Consider the following 15093-nt stretch of genomic DNA (forward strand, 5'->3'; position numbering starts at 1 on the left):
TTTTACTAAAATTGATTCAAACCTACCTTTTTAACTTCGTCGGCACATGGATTAGCAGACGATGCACTGTTAGCACTCACTGACCCAGAATTTGTTGTCAAAAAAATTCTGCCATCAGATTCTTGTACTACAGCTTGTGCTTCTAATATTTGCGTAGGCTCTTGATCCCTTGATTTTAGTTTTCCCAAATCATTGTCGGACTGATCTAGAAGAGAGTTGTCTTGCCAAATAGGGTTTTGAGATAGCAGGTTGCTAGGACTAGGAAATAAACCGTCGTGTCCACTAACAACGAAAGTACTTGCTATTGTGTCTGATCGCCCTTGGCAGACTGATGCAATCTTTGTATCTGTTTGAACTGCTTCTAGTTCTATCTTGGGTTGTACATTGTTTCCTATTAAAAAGTTAACCTCAACTGTGCCGTTAACACCTCGCTCAGAACTGGCTGTAAATTGGCTGTTGGCAGAAAGGAAAAGCCCTTTAGTATCGATTTTGATATTACCTCCCCTTCCTTCAAAAGCATTAGCAGTTATGCTACTGTCTCCTAAAGAGAATAAGTTTTTCGTATTAATAGTTACGTTCCCACCATCGCCATCACTACCTTGCTGCCCAGCAGTTGCGGAGATGGTGGCATCTCGTAGTTGTAAAAAATTTGAATTGATGTCAATATCACCACCTTGTCCTACAGCAGTGGTTGCAGTAATAGCGCCGGAACTGGCGACGCTGATGCGATTGGCATTTACTTGAAGTGTGCCAGCGTCGCCAGTTCCATCATTTTTGACGCTCAACGATCCGCTATCCATAATATTTAAGCGGCTGGTATTGACAGTTACGCTTCCTGCATCACCAGTGGGGGCTAGTGGTACGCTGGGGAATCTTGCTCTTAAACTTTCATTTAAAATAGCTGCTGACGACTGTATGGAGCTAGGAAACTTTGAATTTGGATTAACGCCTGAAACTTCTATAAAATCAAAAGCATTGATAGTAAGGCTACCGGCATTTCCATAAGATACCGTGGTTGTATTTACAGTTGCTCCATCTCGAATAAATAGTTTTGGGGTATTAATTTCTAAGTTACCAGCGTTACCACTCCCAAAAGTATTAGCCTGAATGAGACTAGGCTCCAGAGAAGAAGATTGTCCTGTTAACTCTATAAAATCTTTTGCGCTTACTAAAACATTTCCTCCCTTGCCGTTAGCGAAAGTAAGAGAGCCTAAGCTACCTCCATTCCTAATAATGACACTTTCTGATGTTAAATTTAAATTGCCACTGCGTCCCGAAGATCTAGTGGAAATTGCAGTAATAGTTCCTCTGTTATCTAAAATTAATTCTCCTATCTTTGCAGTTATATCTCCTCCATTGCCAGAACTATAGCTGAATGTGTTAATACCACCTAAGCCAGAAGGATTGATAATAGATGGAGTAGAACCAACAATTTTTAAATTGTTGGCATTCACCGATACTATTCCTCCTGGCGTATCACTAAAAGTAGTGGTGGCTATTTGCGCTCCTTCAATGATAAAATTTTTTGCATTGACTTCAATATTTTCTCCTGGTGTCTTGCCAAAATTACTAGTAAAGATAGCACTGGTATTAAATTGAGATTCTCCTTTAACTTCTAAAAAATTAGAGGCATTAATAGTGGTTTCTCCATTTTGCTTATAACCATAGGTTTGGCTAGCGATCAAGGAGCCATTTAAAACTTTTATCTCACGTCCTTGGATATTAATACTTTTTCCTACACCTTCATTACTTCCAACGTAAACTAAAGCGCTTTGTGATAAACTTATGTCTCTAAATATTTGTTTGTTTTCATAATTAAAAACCCATTTATTATTATCTGGTTTGATGCCTATGTTTCCTTGAGCGACGCTTCCTACCTCAATGTTTCCATTTCTTGTACTAAGTATTCCTCCTTCTATTGATACGTCTCCTCCTAACAAGGCTAAAGTTTTGCCAGGATTTACTTGCAAACCATTAGCAAATCTACTAGCATCAAAAGGAAAATTAAAATCGAAGCCTTGAATAGTGTGACCTGCTCCTTGTACTTTAATTGCCCCAGGATTTATACCAAACTCTAGCCCCCTCGCTATATTTACTTTTAACAAAGGAGAAGATTGAGGGTTTTTAGCACTGAACTCAATATCATTATCAAATTTAATGCTATCTGCTGTACTTGCCAAAAATGAGCCGCCAATGTCTAATCGAGCATTTTTACCGAATATAATACCATTGGGATTTATTAAAAATAAATTTGCTGTCCCATTAGCTCGAATTAATCCATCAATATTGGAAATAGATTTACCTGTCACTCGACTAAAAATGTTCTGAATATTCGGAGTATTATTAAAGTAAGCAGTGCTACCAGTAGGAATAGAGAAGTCTTTAAAGCTATGAAATAAGGTAGTACCTAATTGAGTTCCATCCTCAATATTACTGATATTTCCCTCCGATTTTATTAGAGTATTATTCGTTAGACTTGCATCTGGAACAATTTGTTGAGCTTCGGACGGGAAAATTGTTGATAAAGAAAAAAGTATTAGCATTATAGCAATACTTTTATATTTTTTCAGCATTGCAACGCTGTTTTTTTGTCCTAGCTTAATCATTGAATTAACCATGTTACTACTAATGGTAATAAGATTGTAAATCAACTTTGTCTCACAAGTAAAAATTGCAGTTTTTAGTTTGAAGCCTATATGATTACTTAGTATATACTGTATATTCAGATATAAATCATTGTAGTAGCTTGATTAATTATGTCTCTTCCTAACGGGCCAAAAGCTTCCTCTTGGATACAAACAGTTCAGTTTTTTCTTCGACCACTAGAAACATTAGATGTTTGGTATCAAATGTATGGGGATACTTTTAGGGTATTGGGAAACGAGCTTCCTGCCACTATTTTCTTTAGTAATCCAGAAGCTATACAAAAAATTTTTACAGCCAACTATGAATATTTTGAATCTACTCAAAATAATAATTTATTAAAGCTTTTGTTAGGAGAAAATTCTATTCTCTCTTCTAGTGGCGAACAGCATCAACGACACAAACGAATACTGCTACCTCCTTTTCATTCAGAGCGAATGCGTGATTATAGTCAAGTCATTTGTGAAATTACTGAACAAATAATTGGAGAATGGATTCCAGGTAAGATATTTGTAGTTAATTCAGTTATGAAAGAAATTTCTATTCGCATCATTCTTGATGTTGTATTTGGACTACAAAACGATGATCGTTATAATTGCCTGAAACAATTGTTAGTTTCCCTGTTTGATGTTCTTCACAATCCTTTTAATTCAATTTTTTTGATGTTTCTTCCTGTGTTACAAAAAAAACTAGAATTTTGGAGATTGGAAGAGAGTCTAATGAGTCAACTCCAGCAAATTGATAAATTAGTATATGCAATTATTGCTGAACGAAAAGCGCAACGTAATTATCCAGGGAAGGATATTTTAAGTATGCTTCTGGAAGCATCTCATGAATCTGGGGAACCACTAACAAATATTGAATTGCGTGATTCTTTGATAACGCTATTGTTCGCAGGATATGAAACCACGTCATCTGCTCTTTCTTGGGGATTGTACTGGAGTTATTTTTCGGCAGAAATTCACAAAAATCTCCTATTTGAACTTAACTCCTTTACCACCACCAATGACAAGAGTAGAATAGCACAATTACCTTATCTGAGTGCTGTTTGTTCTGAAACATTACGCTTTTACCCAATTTCTTTAATGCCTTTTTCACGGTTTGTACAAAAGCCTATGGAGATCATGGGTTATCAGCTTGAACCGAATACAATCGTTAATGTTTCAATTTACTTAGCTCACCAAAGGGAACAAGTGTACCCACAACCAAAGATGTTTAGACCAGAGCGATTTCTAGATCGTCAATTTTCTCCATACGAGTATTTGCCATTTGGTGGTGGCAGTCGTCGCTGTATCGGAGCAGCATTAGCACAACTTGAAATCAAGCTTGTTCTGGCAACTATACTGTCACGCTTGCAATTGGGATTAGTGAGTTCTCGTCCTATGAAGCCTATTAGACGAGGACTAATTATGGTTCCTCCAACATTTGAAATGGTAGTAACTGGAGTGCATTAGAACATTCTTGCTTCTGCCTATATAGTCTTGCACTAACACTCCGAATACCAACAAGGTGTATTTTGTTAATCATGATTTAGGGAACTTAGGGAGTTAGGTAAAAATGCAAAGTTTATCCGTAAGAATAAAAATTATGTAAATTAATTGTTTATCCTACGATTAACAGCGTTCATAATTGCTGCTAACTACAATTTTTTTGCCATAAAACTTTCTTTGATCATAGTTGCCAATTTAGGAGTACCTTATCAACTGAAAATCAGGATTTTAACATTGAACTTAATATCTAACATTTATCTGCTTGATATTGAATGCTTGAAGCTAAGAAAATTTTGAGATTGCGTTTGTTCTGATAAAACAGCAATCCTGTACAATTTCAGAGTTTGCGGCAATATCCTACCGAATCTGATGACCGATAAATCTCCCACAAGGCGCATATTGTTTTGGTTGCCTTTAAGTATATTGATAGTGCTTAGTGGTACTGTTAAAACCCTACATGCACAGACCACTACACAGCAGCCAAACCTCCCGCCTCCACAAAACATCCAGCCCCCTACACCGCAGCCACAACCCTTACCTCAACTACCCCAACGACAACCCTTACCAGAACTACTCCCGCCACAACAACCAACTCTACCCTCAGAAGAGGAACTCCCTAGCAAGCCGACAGAAAGAGTCACTGTTAAACACTTCGAGATTGTTGGTAGTACAGTTTTCAGCGAGGAAGAGTTAGCTAAAGCTGTGTCCAACTTTCTCAATCGGCAACTAGATATAGCCGACTTGTATGAAGCTCGTTCTAGAATCACGAATCTATACATCAGAAACGGTTACATTGCTTCTGGTGCATATATTCCACCTCAAGAAATTAGTCCGGGGTCAGGTGTGGTAAAAATTCAAGTAGTTGAAGGTAAACTTGAAAGCATTAAGATAACAGGTACTCGACGACTTTCTCCTAATTACGTGCGTGATCGCCTGAAATTAAACACTACGGGACCTGTAAACGAAAAACGTTTGTTAGATGCACTGCAACTCTTGCAGAACAATCCTTTGATCAAAAGACTATCTGCTGAGTTGTCACCTGGGGAGAAGCTCAACACAGCTGTCTTGACAGTCAACATAGAAGAAGCAGACACATTTAACACTCAAATCATACTCGACAACGGGCGATCGCCATCTGTAGGTAGCTTTCGTCGTCGGCTGCAAGTAACTGAAACAAACTTACTGGGAGTAGGAGATGGTTTAAGTGTGGGCTATACCAACACTGATGGTAGTAACTTGTTTGATGCTAGTTACACAATACCCATCAATCCGAGAGATGGGACAATTTCTTTTACCTACGGGACTTCAGCAGCTAATGTTGTCGAAGAACCTTTCGACATCCTGGATATTCAAGCAGAATCTCGGCAGTACGAACTGACGTATCGACAGCCAATAGTCCGAACTTCCAACCAGGAATTTGCGCTTGGCATAACTGCTTCCAGGAAAGAAAGCGAGGCTTCGTATGTAGATTTTGAAATTGGGCGAATTCCGTTCCCCTCTGATGGTGCAGATGACAAAGGGAACACGAGGGTATCAGCATTGCGATTTTTCCAGGAGTGGGTATCTCGCAATAACCGAGAAGTATTTGGAGTGCGATCGCAGTTCAACGTGGGACTTGATGCATTCGACGCGACGATAAATTCAGATAGAGCGGACAGTCGTTTTTTCAGTTGGCAAGGGCTTGCCCAATGGTTACGGCTGTTGGCTCGAGATACTCTGATGTTACTGCGTCTGAATACGCAACTAGCTACTACTACGCTTTTGCCGCTAGAACAGTTTGGCGCGGGTGGTGTAGATAGTGTACGAGGATATCGCCAAGATTTTTTCTTAGTTGATAATGGTGTGTTTGCTTCAGCTGAAGTGCAAGTGCCGATTCTCAGGGCTGGAGGTACTTTGCAAATGATTCCCTTTGCAGACTTCGGATTTGGGTGGAATGCAGGTACAGAAAATCCCGACTCAAATATGTTGGCTTCTGTGGGGTTGGGATTGCAGTGGCGCGGGGGTGACTTTAATGCACGTATTGATTGGGGGATTCCGTTGGTGCCGATAGATTCTTCAGACAGAAGAACTTGGCAGGAGAACGGGATTTTATTTTCTATTCAGTACAATGCGTTTTGAACGTGTGGCTATGCCGCTTGTGATTGATGAACTGCTGCAACCAAAGAATAATTTTCTTTCTTTTATCAGTAGTGACTTTGGTGCTAGCGACGCGTAGTGTTTGGGGAATATTTGTCGTAAATCTACTAATATATCGAAGCTTTTGTAGGACTCTAGGTACTCAGTTATATAGTAAATTGAGCCGAGAGCTAACCATTCCTTTGTTGCCTTTGTCAGCAGGTCAGGCGTTAATGGAGTTGAGAGACAGACGGCTATATCGTTCCACGCACCGAACTTTTAAGGAATACTGCCGCGAACGCTTTGGTTACAGCCGTGATGCAGCGTACTTGAAGATTTCGGCTACTGCTGTTTACGAGAATCTTAAAAAGTTTTTGCCGACCAATGGTCAGCAAATTCCAATGCCGACCAACGAACGACAACTGCGGTTTTTAGCAAAAGCTGAGTTGGAACCGGCTGTGCAAGCGAATGTATGGCAGCAGGCAGTAGAGCAAGCTGGCAATAAGATTCCATCCGGTCGGCTCGTGAAAGACGTGGTGGATAAGATACGCGAAAGTCCGAAAGTACCCAATCCTTATCATATTGGGGAAATATGCCTTCTGTTGCCCAAAGATAACCCAGACTTGAGAGGTAAAACAGGTTATTGGGGCGTGGTAACTCATGTTGGAGAATACAACTGTACAGTCCAGACCTGGGACGGCGACTACACCGTAAAAATCGAACAGATGAAATCACTGAAATTGCTTGATGAAGATTGCTTTTTTATGCAGCAGTTATGTATGAGGTTACGGCAATTGCATCAAGTGCCCAGCCGTAACTCTTCTGTAGATTGGCTGTTGCAGGGGTTGGGGAAACAAGCCAAACCGTATCTATCATCCTTGCAGGCAAAGCTGCTGGCAGCTGTTGAAAGGGAGTATAACCTTGTTTGGAAGCAGCAGAAGTGACGGTATAGCTAGTAAACAAGAGAGAGTATTTTACACCAAGCGAGGTGCGATCTATACTGGATGCCGCACTTGATCGCAAAGCTCGTTATTCTCACCGTGATTATTCACGCTCTGTGGCCCGAACGTCAGAAAGTTAAAAACCAACGAAAAAATCTTTCCTTTCGCGTTTGATTGTTTTTTAAGCCCCAAAACGATCACGTTAGATCAATATATATATAGTCACTAATTACACCTAATGGCTCATACGGGGAATCACTTGATTATGATTTATGGATGGTGCTTACCCAATAGCCAAATGTGATATTGAGCTAAAGTACGGCTCAGAGTTACCTTGGCTCAAGAAAATTAGAGATAATAGCAACATCCAGAATTAATTAAAGACCGAGCCATGACGTTGCACAGCAGTATTAATTTAATTAATCCGCACACAGGGCAGCGTTTTCCATCTGCCCCAGATAGTTCGGTTGTTCTGTCTAGTTTTCAAGCAGGATGGGATCACAACTTCACCCTAGAGGTACAACGGCTCAAGCCAATGGAACTTACAGAACATTATATTGAAGGGCATCGACTGATCATCAATTTAGGTGACTCTGTGCGTTTTGGTTGGCATAGCGGCGGAAGAACCCATGAAGCCATTTTGCCGCCTGGGGGGTTTTGCCTTCAATCGGATGGCGAAACCAACGCTCCTTTCTGGCAGGATGAACTGACAGTAGCAGCGATCGCACTCTCACCAGATTTGATCACCGCCATTCTCGAAGACCGTGCCCCAACTGCCATTGATACTTTTGCCGAACGTCGCTGCATCACAGATGAGTTGGCATACAACTATGCTAGAGCTTTATCAAAAGAGTTGGCCCAACCGGGGGAACCCTTGTATGCACAAACTCTATCTCTGTCCTTCACATTGCACCTGTTGAGCAAACATCACCGCAATGCCAAAAAACCTTTAAATCCAAAAGGGAAACTATCGTCGAAGCAACTAAAAGACGTGATTGAAACAGCACAAATGCAACTGGGTATAGAATTGAGCCTCAGCCAACTTGCTTGTGCCGCACAAGTTTCCGACTATTATTTTGCCCGATTGTTTAAGAACACCACAGGTTTAGCACCACATCAGTTTGTCCTGCGCCTACGGCTAGAACGAGCGAAAAAATTATTGCTCACAAGCCAACTGTCCCTTTCGGAAGTAGCATTGGCTGTAGGTTTTTTTGACCAGTCACACTTTAATAATGTCTTTAAACGTGCTTTTGGTGTCACTCCACGCGCTTTCGCTAAAACACTCTAAAAATTGAGCAAGAATTTCCAAGTTTTTCAGTAGTGAGTTCTGCGAGTATCTAACTATCGGCAAGGGAACACAACCACAACAGCCGTAAATCAAGCTATACCTCAACTCAAGGAGCCAAACATCATGCTGTCTATGAAAAAAATTGCTATAAAAACGCTGGTACTGGCTTCTTTTGGTTTACTAGCTCTACCTTATACCGCTACTGCTGACTTACAAACTGTTGGAGCAAAATCTATGCCTACCCAAGGCCAAACTGTTGCAGCGAATGAGATCACAGTTCGTAAAGTTCAATTTCTCAGCCAGGGTACAAAGGTAGTAGGTAATCTCTATCTGTCAGCCAACATCAAAGCACCACAAGCATCTGTGGTTGTGGTAGGGCCTCAGTCGAGCGTCAAAGAGCAAGTAAGTCAAGTTTACGCCCGTCAATTAGCAGCACAAGGATTTGTGGCTTTGACTTTTGATCATCGCACCTTTGGTGAAAGTGGTGGCGCACCCCGCCAGTTTGAAAACCCACAAATGAAAGTTGAGGATATTCACAGTGCAGTAACTTTTTTACGGGCATTACCGGAAGTTAAGCCTGATGCAGTTGCTTTGATGGGTATTTGTTCAGGTGGTGGATACTCTGCAAAAGCGGCGGCAATGGACTCTTCAATTAATGCCCTTGTTACCGTAGCTGGCTTCTATCATGACCCGCAGGTAATGCGTCAATGGTTGGGTGAGAACTACGAAGCTCGTCTCAATATGGGAAGACAAGCTCGTATTAAGTATGAAAAAACTGGTCAAGTTGATTACATGACCAACGTAGAGCAAAACAACCTTAACGTAGCTATGCCTGGTCAAGAAGCCTATGATTATTATGGAACTAACCGTGGTTTGCGTTCTGGCTGGGTCAATCGTTCAGCAGTGATGTTCTTTGAGCCTTTCTTACAATTCAATGCTATTGATGCTGGTCGTGATATCAAGACTCCAACTTTGGTGATTCATTCAGATAGCGCTTTAGTTCCTGATGGTGCGCGTCGCTTTTTCCAGAGCATACCAACCAATCAAAAAAATTTACACTGGATGACTACAGAAAATCACATTGCCTTTTACGACCAACAAGAAGTTGTGGAGGAAGCGGCTGTTAAGGCAACAGCATGGCTCAAACAAACACTCAGTAGAAATTAGTCCTAAAATTATGATGTTGGTTAAATCCAGGTAAAGCTAGAGAGACTCTCATGCAATTAGGGAGCAAGCTGAGTCAAAACATCATCACATCATATGTATGTAGTTGCACGTTGAAGCTATTACGTGTAATAAGAGCCTCAAAGCCTTCTCAATTGATACAAGTGATACAAGGCGCGATTGCCCGCCTGATAAAAAGCCTGCTCGCGCCACTCGTGTTAAGCCAATGCTGCTCAATCTCCCCCAATTGAGATCATCGTTACGCACACTTGACTAGAATTAAAGTAGTAAAAGAGAGTGAATCGTTCGCTTTTTTGAAAACCGTGTTTCTTTAGGTTAATGTTTTAATTAGTTTGACTACGTATTAATAGACGTAACATAACTAATAAAATAGTGGAATAATGCGGAATTTTTCTAATCCATTTTAAGAGAGCGTTCTGATTTGAAATATTGATTTTTTCATTTTCTGAAATATGCAGCAAGCAAATGTCTAATTCTTCAAAGAACTGTGACTTTTCAAAATCGAGAACTACAGGTAAATCTTTACTGATAGATTTGTTGACCTTTCTTATTGTAGATACGTAATATTCCTGAGCATCTAGCCCAAGCAATGCAAGGAGCTTATCATTACTTTTATACTTGAAGTATGTCATACTAAAAATCAGCAGCAAAAAGAACTTGCAGACTAACTTTGCCTTTAATCCATTAGAAAGTTGTAATTCGGATTTAATAATTGCACCAAAAAAATCTCCATGTCGATTCTCATCTTCACTCCATGATTTATAGAAGCCAAAAATAGGATAAATAGAGTATTCAGGATAAGATTCTAAATGCTCGAAAATGGTTATGTAATAACAGCTAGAAATTCTCTCAGACAGATAGGTAGAGTAGATAAACCATGAAAAAGGTAGAAAAATATATTTTCTATGTTCTTTCTCTAGAAAACCTAATCCAGGTTTAATATGAAAATCTAAGAGGGCTTTATTTAGAAAACTAGCGTGACGGGCTTCATCACGAGACATCAGGGAGAATCCATCTGAAAGGACGCTGTTTGTTTCCTTAAGTTCAGATGATAATTCTTTGTATAGGATAAATCCTGAGTACTCAGCAGCACAGTACATTTCCAGAAGTTTAATTATGAGTTCTCGCGCCTCACCTTGAATGTGATCCCAAGACTGCTCAAATCTTTCGTCACGTATATACTTGTCTTTAGTGTAGTCCTTCTTTAGATTGGCGATAGCAGTACTAAAGGCTCCTTGAAAACTTGAGGTATCAGTACTAGAAAGTTTTTTGATGTTAGTTGTATAAAATCCTGGGCAAATGAGAGTTTCTTTCGCTAAAACCTCAGTGTTTGGCTGTGTATTTTCAACATATCCCATATTCTAAATCCTCTATTAAATGTCAGTCCCGATACTACTTTAATAGAATAATCTTAAGCTTGATTTATCGCCTTTTCCTGCACCCTCGCAGACATTAGTGCAATTACCTTAACCTCTCACTGATGATGCTTCACTCATCTTGCTCTCTTGGTACTGCCTACTATCTATACGAGCGCGTATACTGAGAGAGCTTTTTTACAACCTGTCCGACTTTTCAAACATCCTCTGAGATAGATGTATTGATTTACAATAATTTCAGTCAATATATCGGTTGAACTGCCTGCCTTGCGGAAGTTAAACCACAGCAATTGCTGCTAAAGAACGTGAGTGGCGGTATTAGACCGCAGTGCTGTTAAATTAATAGTTAGGACTCCCGTTGTGGCTAACGATGACACCTTGAGCATTATCGAATTGCTAGAAGAACTGCGAGCAATAGCACAGCTTGGATTGAACTATTCAAAAGACGGTTATGATCGCGAACGCTACGAGCGACTTCTTGCTCTTGCTTCGGCACAGTATTCAGCACTGTGTTCCCTCCCTAGTTCAGAAGTAGAGAAGCGATTTCGCACAGAGCTGGGGTACATTACGCCGAAAGTGGGAGTGTCCGCTGCAATATTAAACGACCAGGGTCAGTTATTGTTGGTTCAGCGAACTGACGATAGTACGTGGTGCTTGCCGTGTGGTTGGGCTGAAGTTCGAGAAACGCCACAGCAGTCGATTGTGCGCGAAGTGCTAGAAGAAACGGGTTTGCTTGTGGAAGTTGGTTCGTTGATTCGTCTTGGTTGGCGTATGCCTGGAGATTTTGGGCAGCCGCACACCACTTATCATCTCCAGTTTTATTGCACGGTTGTCGGTGGAACGTTGCAAGAGTCGCATGAAACAACGAAGATTGGGTACTACTATATATGGTCTATCAATAGATGGCATCTCGATCATCAGGTTGAAGCCGAAGCAGCACACCAGTATTGGCGCAATCAACGCAGTCAGGGCTAGGTATGTGGTGACTCATCAGTGTAATCTGTCGCCACTGGTACGAGTTTTCCTTGAGTTTTTAAATAGCTATTGCAGTCAGTTTTTGGGAGAGATGGAGAAGAACTTGAAGAAGATGGCATGAAGAAAATAGAACCAATCAAAAATAAAACACCCTCTGATAAGTGCAGTAGAGACATGGGTGAAAAATGTTGAGCAATCTCAAACATTGAATCAATTAGAAACAAACCAGAACCGAGCAAAAATAACCAACTTGCGATCAAAATTCGTTTTTCCACGCTAATTATCCTTCGTTAAATCGTTTAGGAATTGAAGTGTTCGAGGGAAGGTTCCTGTGCTGGTTTTGTAACTTCCCTTTCATAACACTTTGTAACGAGATCGATTACAATTACAATTTAAGAGAATCTAAAAGCTCTGGAATACTTGAATCTTGCCCGTTTGTCAAAATCTTGCTGTCAGTTTTGGAATGACTCAAAACTCCTATGGCAAAGACATCTCAGGTCAATAGCACCCCGCCACACAAGTCAGAAATTCCTATCCCAATCATGTCCAGTGAAACCCTTGGCTGGCAACCACTGCTAGTTGAGGAATTTCAGCAACCTCCTGGGGGAACCGATCTACCAGAAGCCTGGGCAGGACACTCCATCGCGCTTTGTTTAGCCCCTCGTCCCCATCGCATCTCTCAAGTGGTGGGAGATCGCCGCTACACTGGTCTTTACTCAAAAGGCGATATCTCGATTACTCCGGCTGACATTCCTGCATCCTACCGTGCAGAAGGGAACGATCACTATCTTCACGTCCTAGTGCCTACCCAATTTTTTCAATCCGTTGCCCAACAAACAGCAGAACTTGACCCCACTCGCCTGGAATTAGTAACGGAATTTCGTATGCGCGATCCTCAACTAGAGCAAATCTTGATGCTGCTTAAGGCAGAACTCTACAAAGGAGGTGACGGCGTTGGGCGGCTTTATGTCGAATCGCTGGCAAATGTGTTAGCCATTCATTTATTGCGGGAGTATTCCAGCACCCAGCCCCGTATCCCACGGCATCCAGGAGGCTTGGGCGATCGCCAACTCCTACAAGTCTCGGAGTACATTCATGCCCACCTCGATCAAGAAATCAAATTGGTTGATCTTGCCACTGTTGTGTCGGTGAGTCAATTTCATTTCAGCCGCCTGTTCAAACAATCAATGGGAATGTCACCGCATCAGTATTTACTGCAACTGCGAGTGGAGCAAGCTAAACAGTTATTGAAAACATTGAAATTGCCGATCGCACAGATTGCGCTTCAGTGTGGATTTAACAGCCAAAGCCACTTAGGCAAGGCATTCCGAGAAGCAACCGGAATGACTCCTAGTGATTATCGCCAGCAATAAATCAAGAGCGTTATTATCAGGTAACTGAGGCAGAGCAAATGGTGGTGGAAATTATTGAGATCCTTGCCAAGGTTGCTGGAACAGAAACAGCACAATTTTGGCAATATCTGATTGAACAAGTTGGGAGACACGAACCGCAGCAACACCATTGTGAAGTGTTTTTTCTTGGGCTGAAGCCATCTGCACGAGGAAAAGGCATCGGTCAAGATTTACTCAAACCTGTCCTCGATTACGCTGATGAGAACCAAGTTCCCTGTTATCTTGTTTCCTCAAATACTCGCAATATTTCCTTCTACGAGCGACATGGATTTGCAAAATATTGCCCCATCAAGATTACTGACACTTACTCTATGACGGGCATGTGGCGGGATTTTGTTAATCGCTAACAATCTTATCCAATCCATTTGCATTGAGCCAATGTCACCCCTGACTGTCTTATCAGTATATTTAAGCCAATCACTAACGATTTTGCTAGAATTCAAGCTTTTAAATTCATTGCTATATACCAATAAGACGGTCAGGGAATGTCACCCGCTATTGCTGGTACACGACTGGCGATCGCTACACTCAAGAGCGGATGGGTGCTTCCCTTTTCTTTTTGTAAGCATAAAGTGAGCAAATTGCTCATCTTATGTTTTCAGTGACAAATATACTGTCACTGTAAGGATAAGGTGAGCAACTTTGAAAGTATAACTTGAGCAACTAAGCAGCCCAAAGGCTTTAATTGCGTTGGGAGTTATTAGTTGTAAATAGATTTTGAAACAATAACCTGAGCAAAGGTTCTGTTTTGTAACTGTAACCTGAGCAAACATACTCACGCAGGATACCAAGCAACTTAAATTTTCCTTTTAAGCCGTGAAAGCTAGAAATAGCAATAGTTTAGCAGCAGATTGTATTTTCAATAACTTTATTTTAATGACAATGAACCATGAAGAAATAGGACTTTGAGATAGGCGGGTACAAAAGCGATCGCTCTGTCGAAAAAGAAATCAGATTCTTCATCAGAGGTATTTCCCCTCTTTAGGTTTACCGTCTTTACTTTGGGGCGCATAACTTGAGCAACCCAGTTGAAACCATAAAGTGAGCAAATTGCTCATCTTATGCCTACAGTGACAATTGTGACTTTAGACAAAATCTGCCCAAGCCACAAGGCATCACTTGTCCGCCTTTGAATGCCCAACACTGATACTATCGTAGGCAAATTTCTTCTGCCATAAAACTAATACAGCCAAAAGTTGCCTCAAAGTTGGAAAGCAAGGCATCACTTGTCACACAGTTGAAAAACCAGCTAAAAGTTGTCCAAAAGTTAGGCTCACTCCTGCCGATTATTCAGCCCTACCAACAGTCAGCCTGCAACCGAAGCAGTAACATCAACCGGATTCTAAGTTATATCTCCTTCTACTCCTCGATCCAAGCATAAGTTGTCCGAGTTCAATCCAAGGCATAAGTTGTTCGATTGTGACAACTTATGGCTAAAGTCACACGGTTCTCGTTTGAGTGAAATACAAAATAAGATACCCTTATCTTTTATCCGACTAAAACTACGATTAAAACCAACGAACCCCAGCAAAGAGGCAGGGGAGTGTGTGACTTACACCATAAGTTGTCCGCGATGGACAGCTTATGGTTGAAAATGGAGCTTTAAAACCTGCTCTTTTTGGGCTTTAATACGTAAATTTAGTAGTTTCAAGTTTTTCAAGCTGCAAA

11 protein-coding genes are annotated in these 15093 nt (G+C 41.0%); 8 read left to right on the plus strand and 3 right to left on the minus strand.

What is annotated here, in order from left to right:
* Nucleotides 1-5 precede the first annotated feature (5 nt).
* Nucleotides 6-2543: a filamentous hemagglutinin N-terminal domain-containing protein gene (locus H6G96_RS26120; RefSeq protein WP_190914917.1), complete on the minus strand. Its 2538-nt coding sequence runs from the start codon at nt 2541-2543 to the stop codon at nt 6-8.
* A 213-nt stretch (nt 2544-2756) separates the two neighbouring features.
* Between H6G96_RS26120 and H6G96_RS26125 the strand changes: the two genes are divergently transcribed.
* From H6G96_RS26125 to H6G96_RS26145, 5 genes are all read left to right on the plus strand, one after another.
* A complete protein-coding gene (locus tag H6G96_RS26125; protein ID WP_190914919.1) occupies nt 2757-4097 on the plus strand; it encodes a cytochrome P450 in 1341 nt (446 codons plus the stop codon).
* Between the two features lie 405 nt (nt 4098-4502).
* Nucleotides 4503-6251 carry a ShlB/FhaC/HecB family hemolysin secretion/activation protein gene (locus H6G96_RS26130; protein WP_190914921.1) on the plus strand — a complete coding sequence of 583 codons (1749 nt, stop codon included), beginning with the start codon at nt 4503-4505 and terminating at the stop codon, nt 6249-6251.
* Nucleotides 6252-6427: 176 nt separating this feature from the next.
* Complete coding sequence (locus H6G96_RS26135; RefSeq protein ID WP_242063398.1) at nt 6428-7192, plus strand: hypothetical protein; 765 nt, start codon at nt 6428-6430, stop codon at nt 7190-7192.
* Nucleotides 7193-7580: 388 nt separating this feature from the next.
* Nucleotides 7581-8477: a helix-turn-helix domain-containing protein gene (locus H6G96_RS26140; RefSeq protein WP_190914923.1), complete on the plus strand. Its 897-nt coding sequence runs from the start codon at nt 7581-7583 to the stop codon at nt 8475-8477.
* 39 nt (nt 8478-8516) lie between these two features.
* Nucleotides 8517-9644 (plus strand): alpha/beta hydrolase, encoded by a 1128-nt coding sequence (locus H6G96_RS26145; protein WP_242063400.1) that lies wholly within the window; start codon nt 8517-8519, stop codon nt 9642-9644.
* Between the two features lie 341 nt (nt 9645-9985).
* On the opposite strand, the gene acsF is transcribed toward H6G96_RS26145, so the two are convergent.
* Nucleotides 9986-11020, minus strand: coding sequence for a magnesium-protoporphyrin IX monomethyl ester (oxidative) cyclase (gene acsF, locus H6G96_RS26150; RefSeq protein ID WP_190914927.1), 1035 nt, complete (start codon nt 11018-11020; stop codon nt 9986-9988).
* A 378-nt stretch (nt 11021-11398) separates the two neighbouring features.
* Between acsF and H6G96_RS26155 the strand changes: the two genes are divergently transcribed.
* On the plus strand, nt 11399-12013 hold the full coding sequence (locus H6G96_RS26155) for an NUDIX hydrolase N-terminal domain-containing protein (protein WP_190914929.1): 615 nt from the start codon (nt 11399-11401) through the stop codon (nt 12011-12013).
* Here H6G96_RS26155 and H6G96_RS26160 read toward each other — a convergent pair.
* Nucleotides 12010-12288, minus strand: coding sequence for a hypothetical protein (locus tag H6G96_RS26160; protein WP_190914931.1), 279 nt, complete (start codon nt 12286-12288; stop codon nt 12010-12012). The two genes, H6G96_RS26155 and H6G96_RS26160, sit on opposite strands and share 4 nt — an antisense overlap.
* A 204-nt stretch (nt 12289-12492) precedes the next feature.
* Between H6G96_RS26160 and H6G96_RS26165 the strand changes: the two genes are divergently transcribed.
* Nucleotides 12493-13386, plus strand: coding sequence for a helix-turn-helix domain-containing protein (locus tag H6G96_RS26165; RefSeq protein WP_190914933.1), 894 nt, complete (start codon nt 12493-12495; stop codon nt 13384-13386).
* Nucleotides 13387-13424: 38 nt separating this feature from the next.
* Entirely contained in the window at nt 13425-13772 is a 348-nt protein-coding gene (locus H6G96_RS26170; RefSeq protein ID WP_190914935.1) for a GNAT family N-acetyltransferase, read from the plus strand.
* The last annotated feature ends 1321 nt before the right edge of the window (nt 13773-15093 follow it).

Source organism: Nostoc sp. FACHB-892, from assembly GCF_014698795.1.
In the GTDB taxonomy this organism is placed as follows: Bacteria; Cyanobacteriota; Cyanobacteriia; order Cyanobacteriales; family Nostocaceae; genus Nostoc.

Bases quoted from the DNA above. Each gene is read 5' to 3' on its own strand.
- H6G96_RS26120 (WP_190914917.1), bottom strand. From the start codon at position 2,543: ATGCTAATACTTTTTTCTTTATCAACAATTTTCCCGTCCGAAGCTCAA.
- H6G96_RS26125 (WP_190914919.1), top strand. From the start codon at position 2,757: ATGTCTCTTCCTAACGGGCCAAAAGCTTCCTCTTGGATACAAACAGTT.
- H6G96_RS26130 (WP_190914921.1), top strand. From the start codon at position 4,503: ATGACCGATAAATCTCCCACAAGGCGCATATTGTTTTGGTTGCCTTTA.
- H6G96_RS26140 (WP_190914923.1), top strand. From the start codon at position 7,581: ATGACGTTGCACAGCAGTATTAATTTAATTAATCCGCACACAGGGCAG.
- acsF (WP_190914927.1), bottom strand. From the start codon at position 11,020: ATGGGATATGTTGAAAATACACAGCCAAACACTGAGGTTTTAGCGAAA.
- H6G96_RS26165 (WP_190914933.1), top strand. From the start codon at position 12,493: ATGGCAAAGACATCTCAGGTCAATAGCACCCCGCCACACAAGTCAGAA.
- H6G96_RS26170 (WP_190914935.1), top strand. From the start codon at position 13,425: ATGGTGGTGGAAATTATTGAGATCCTTGCCAAGGTTGCTGGAACAGAA.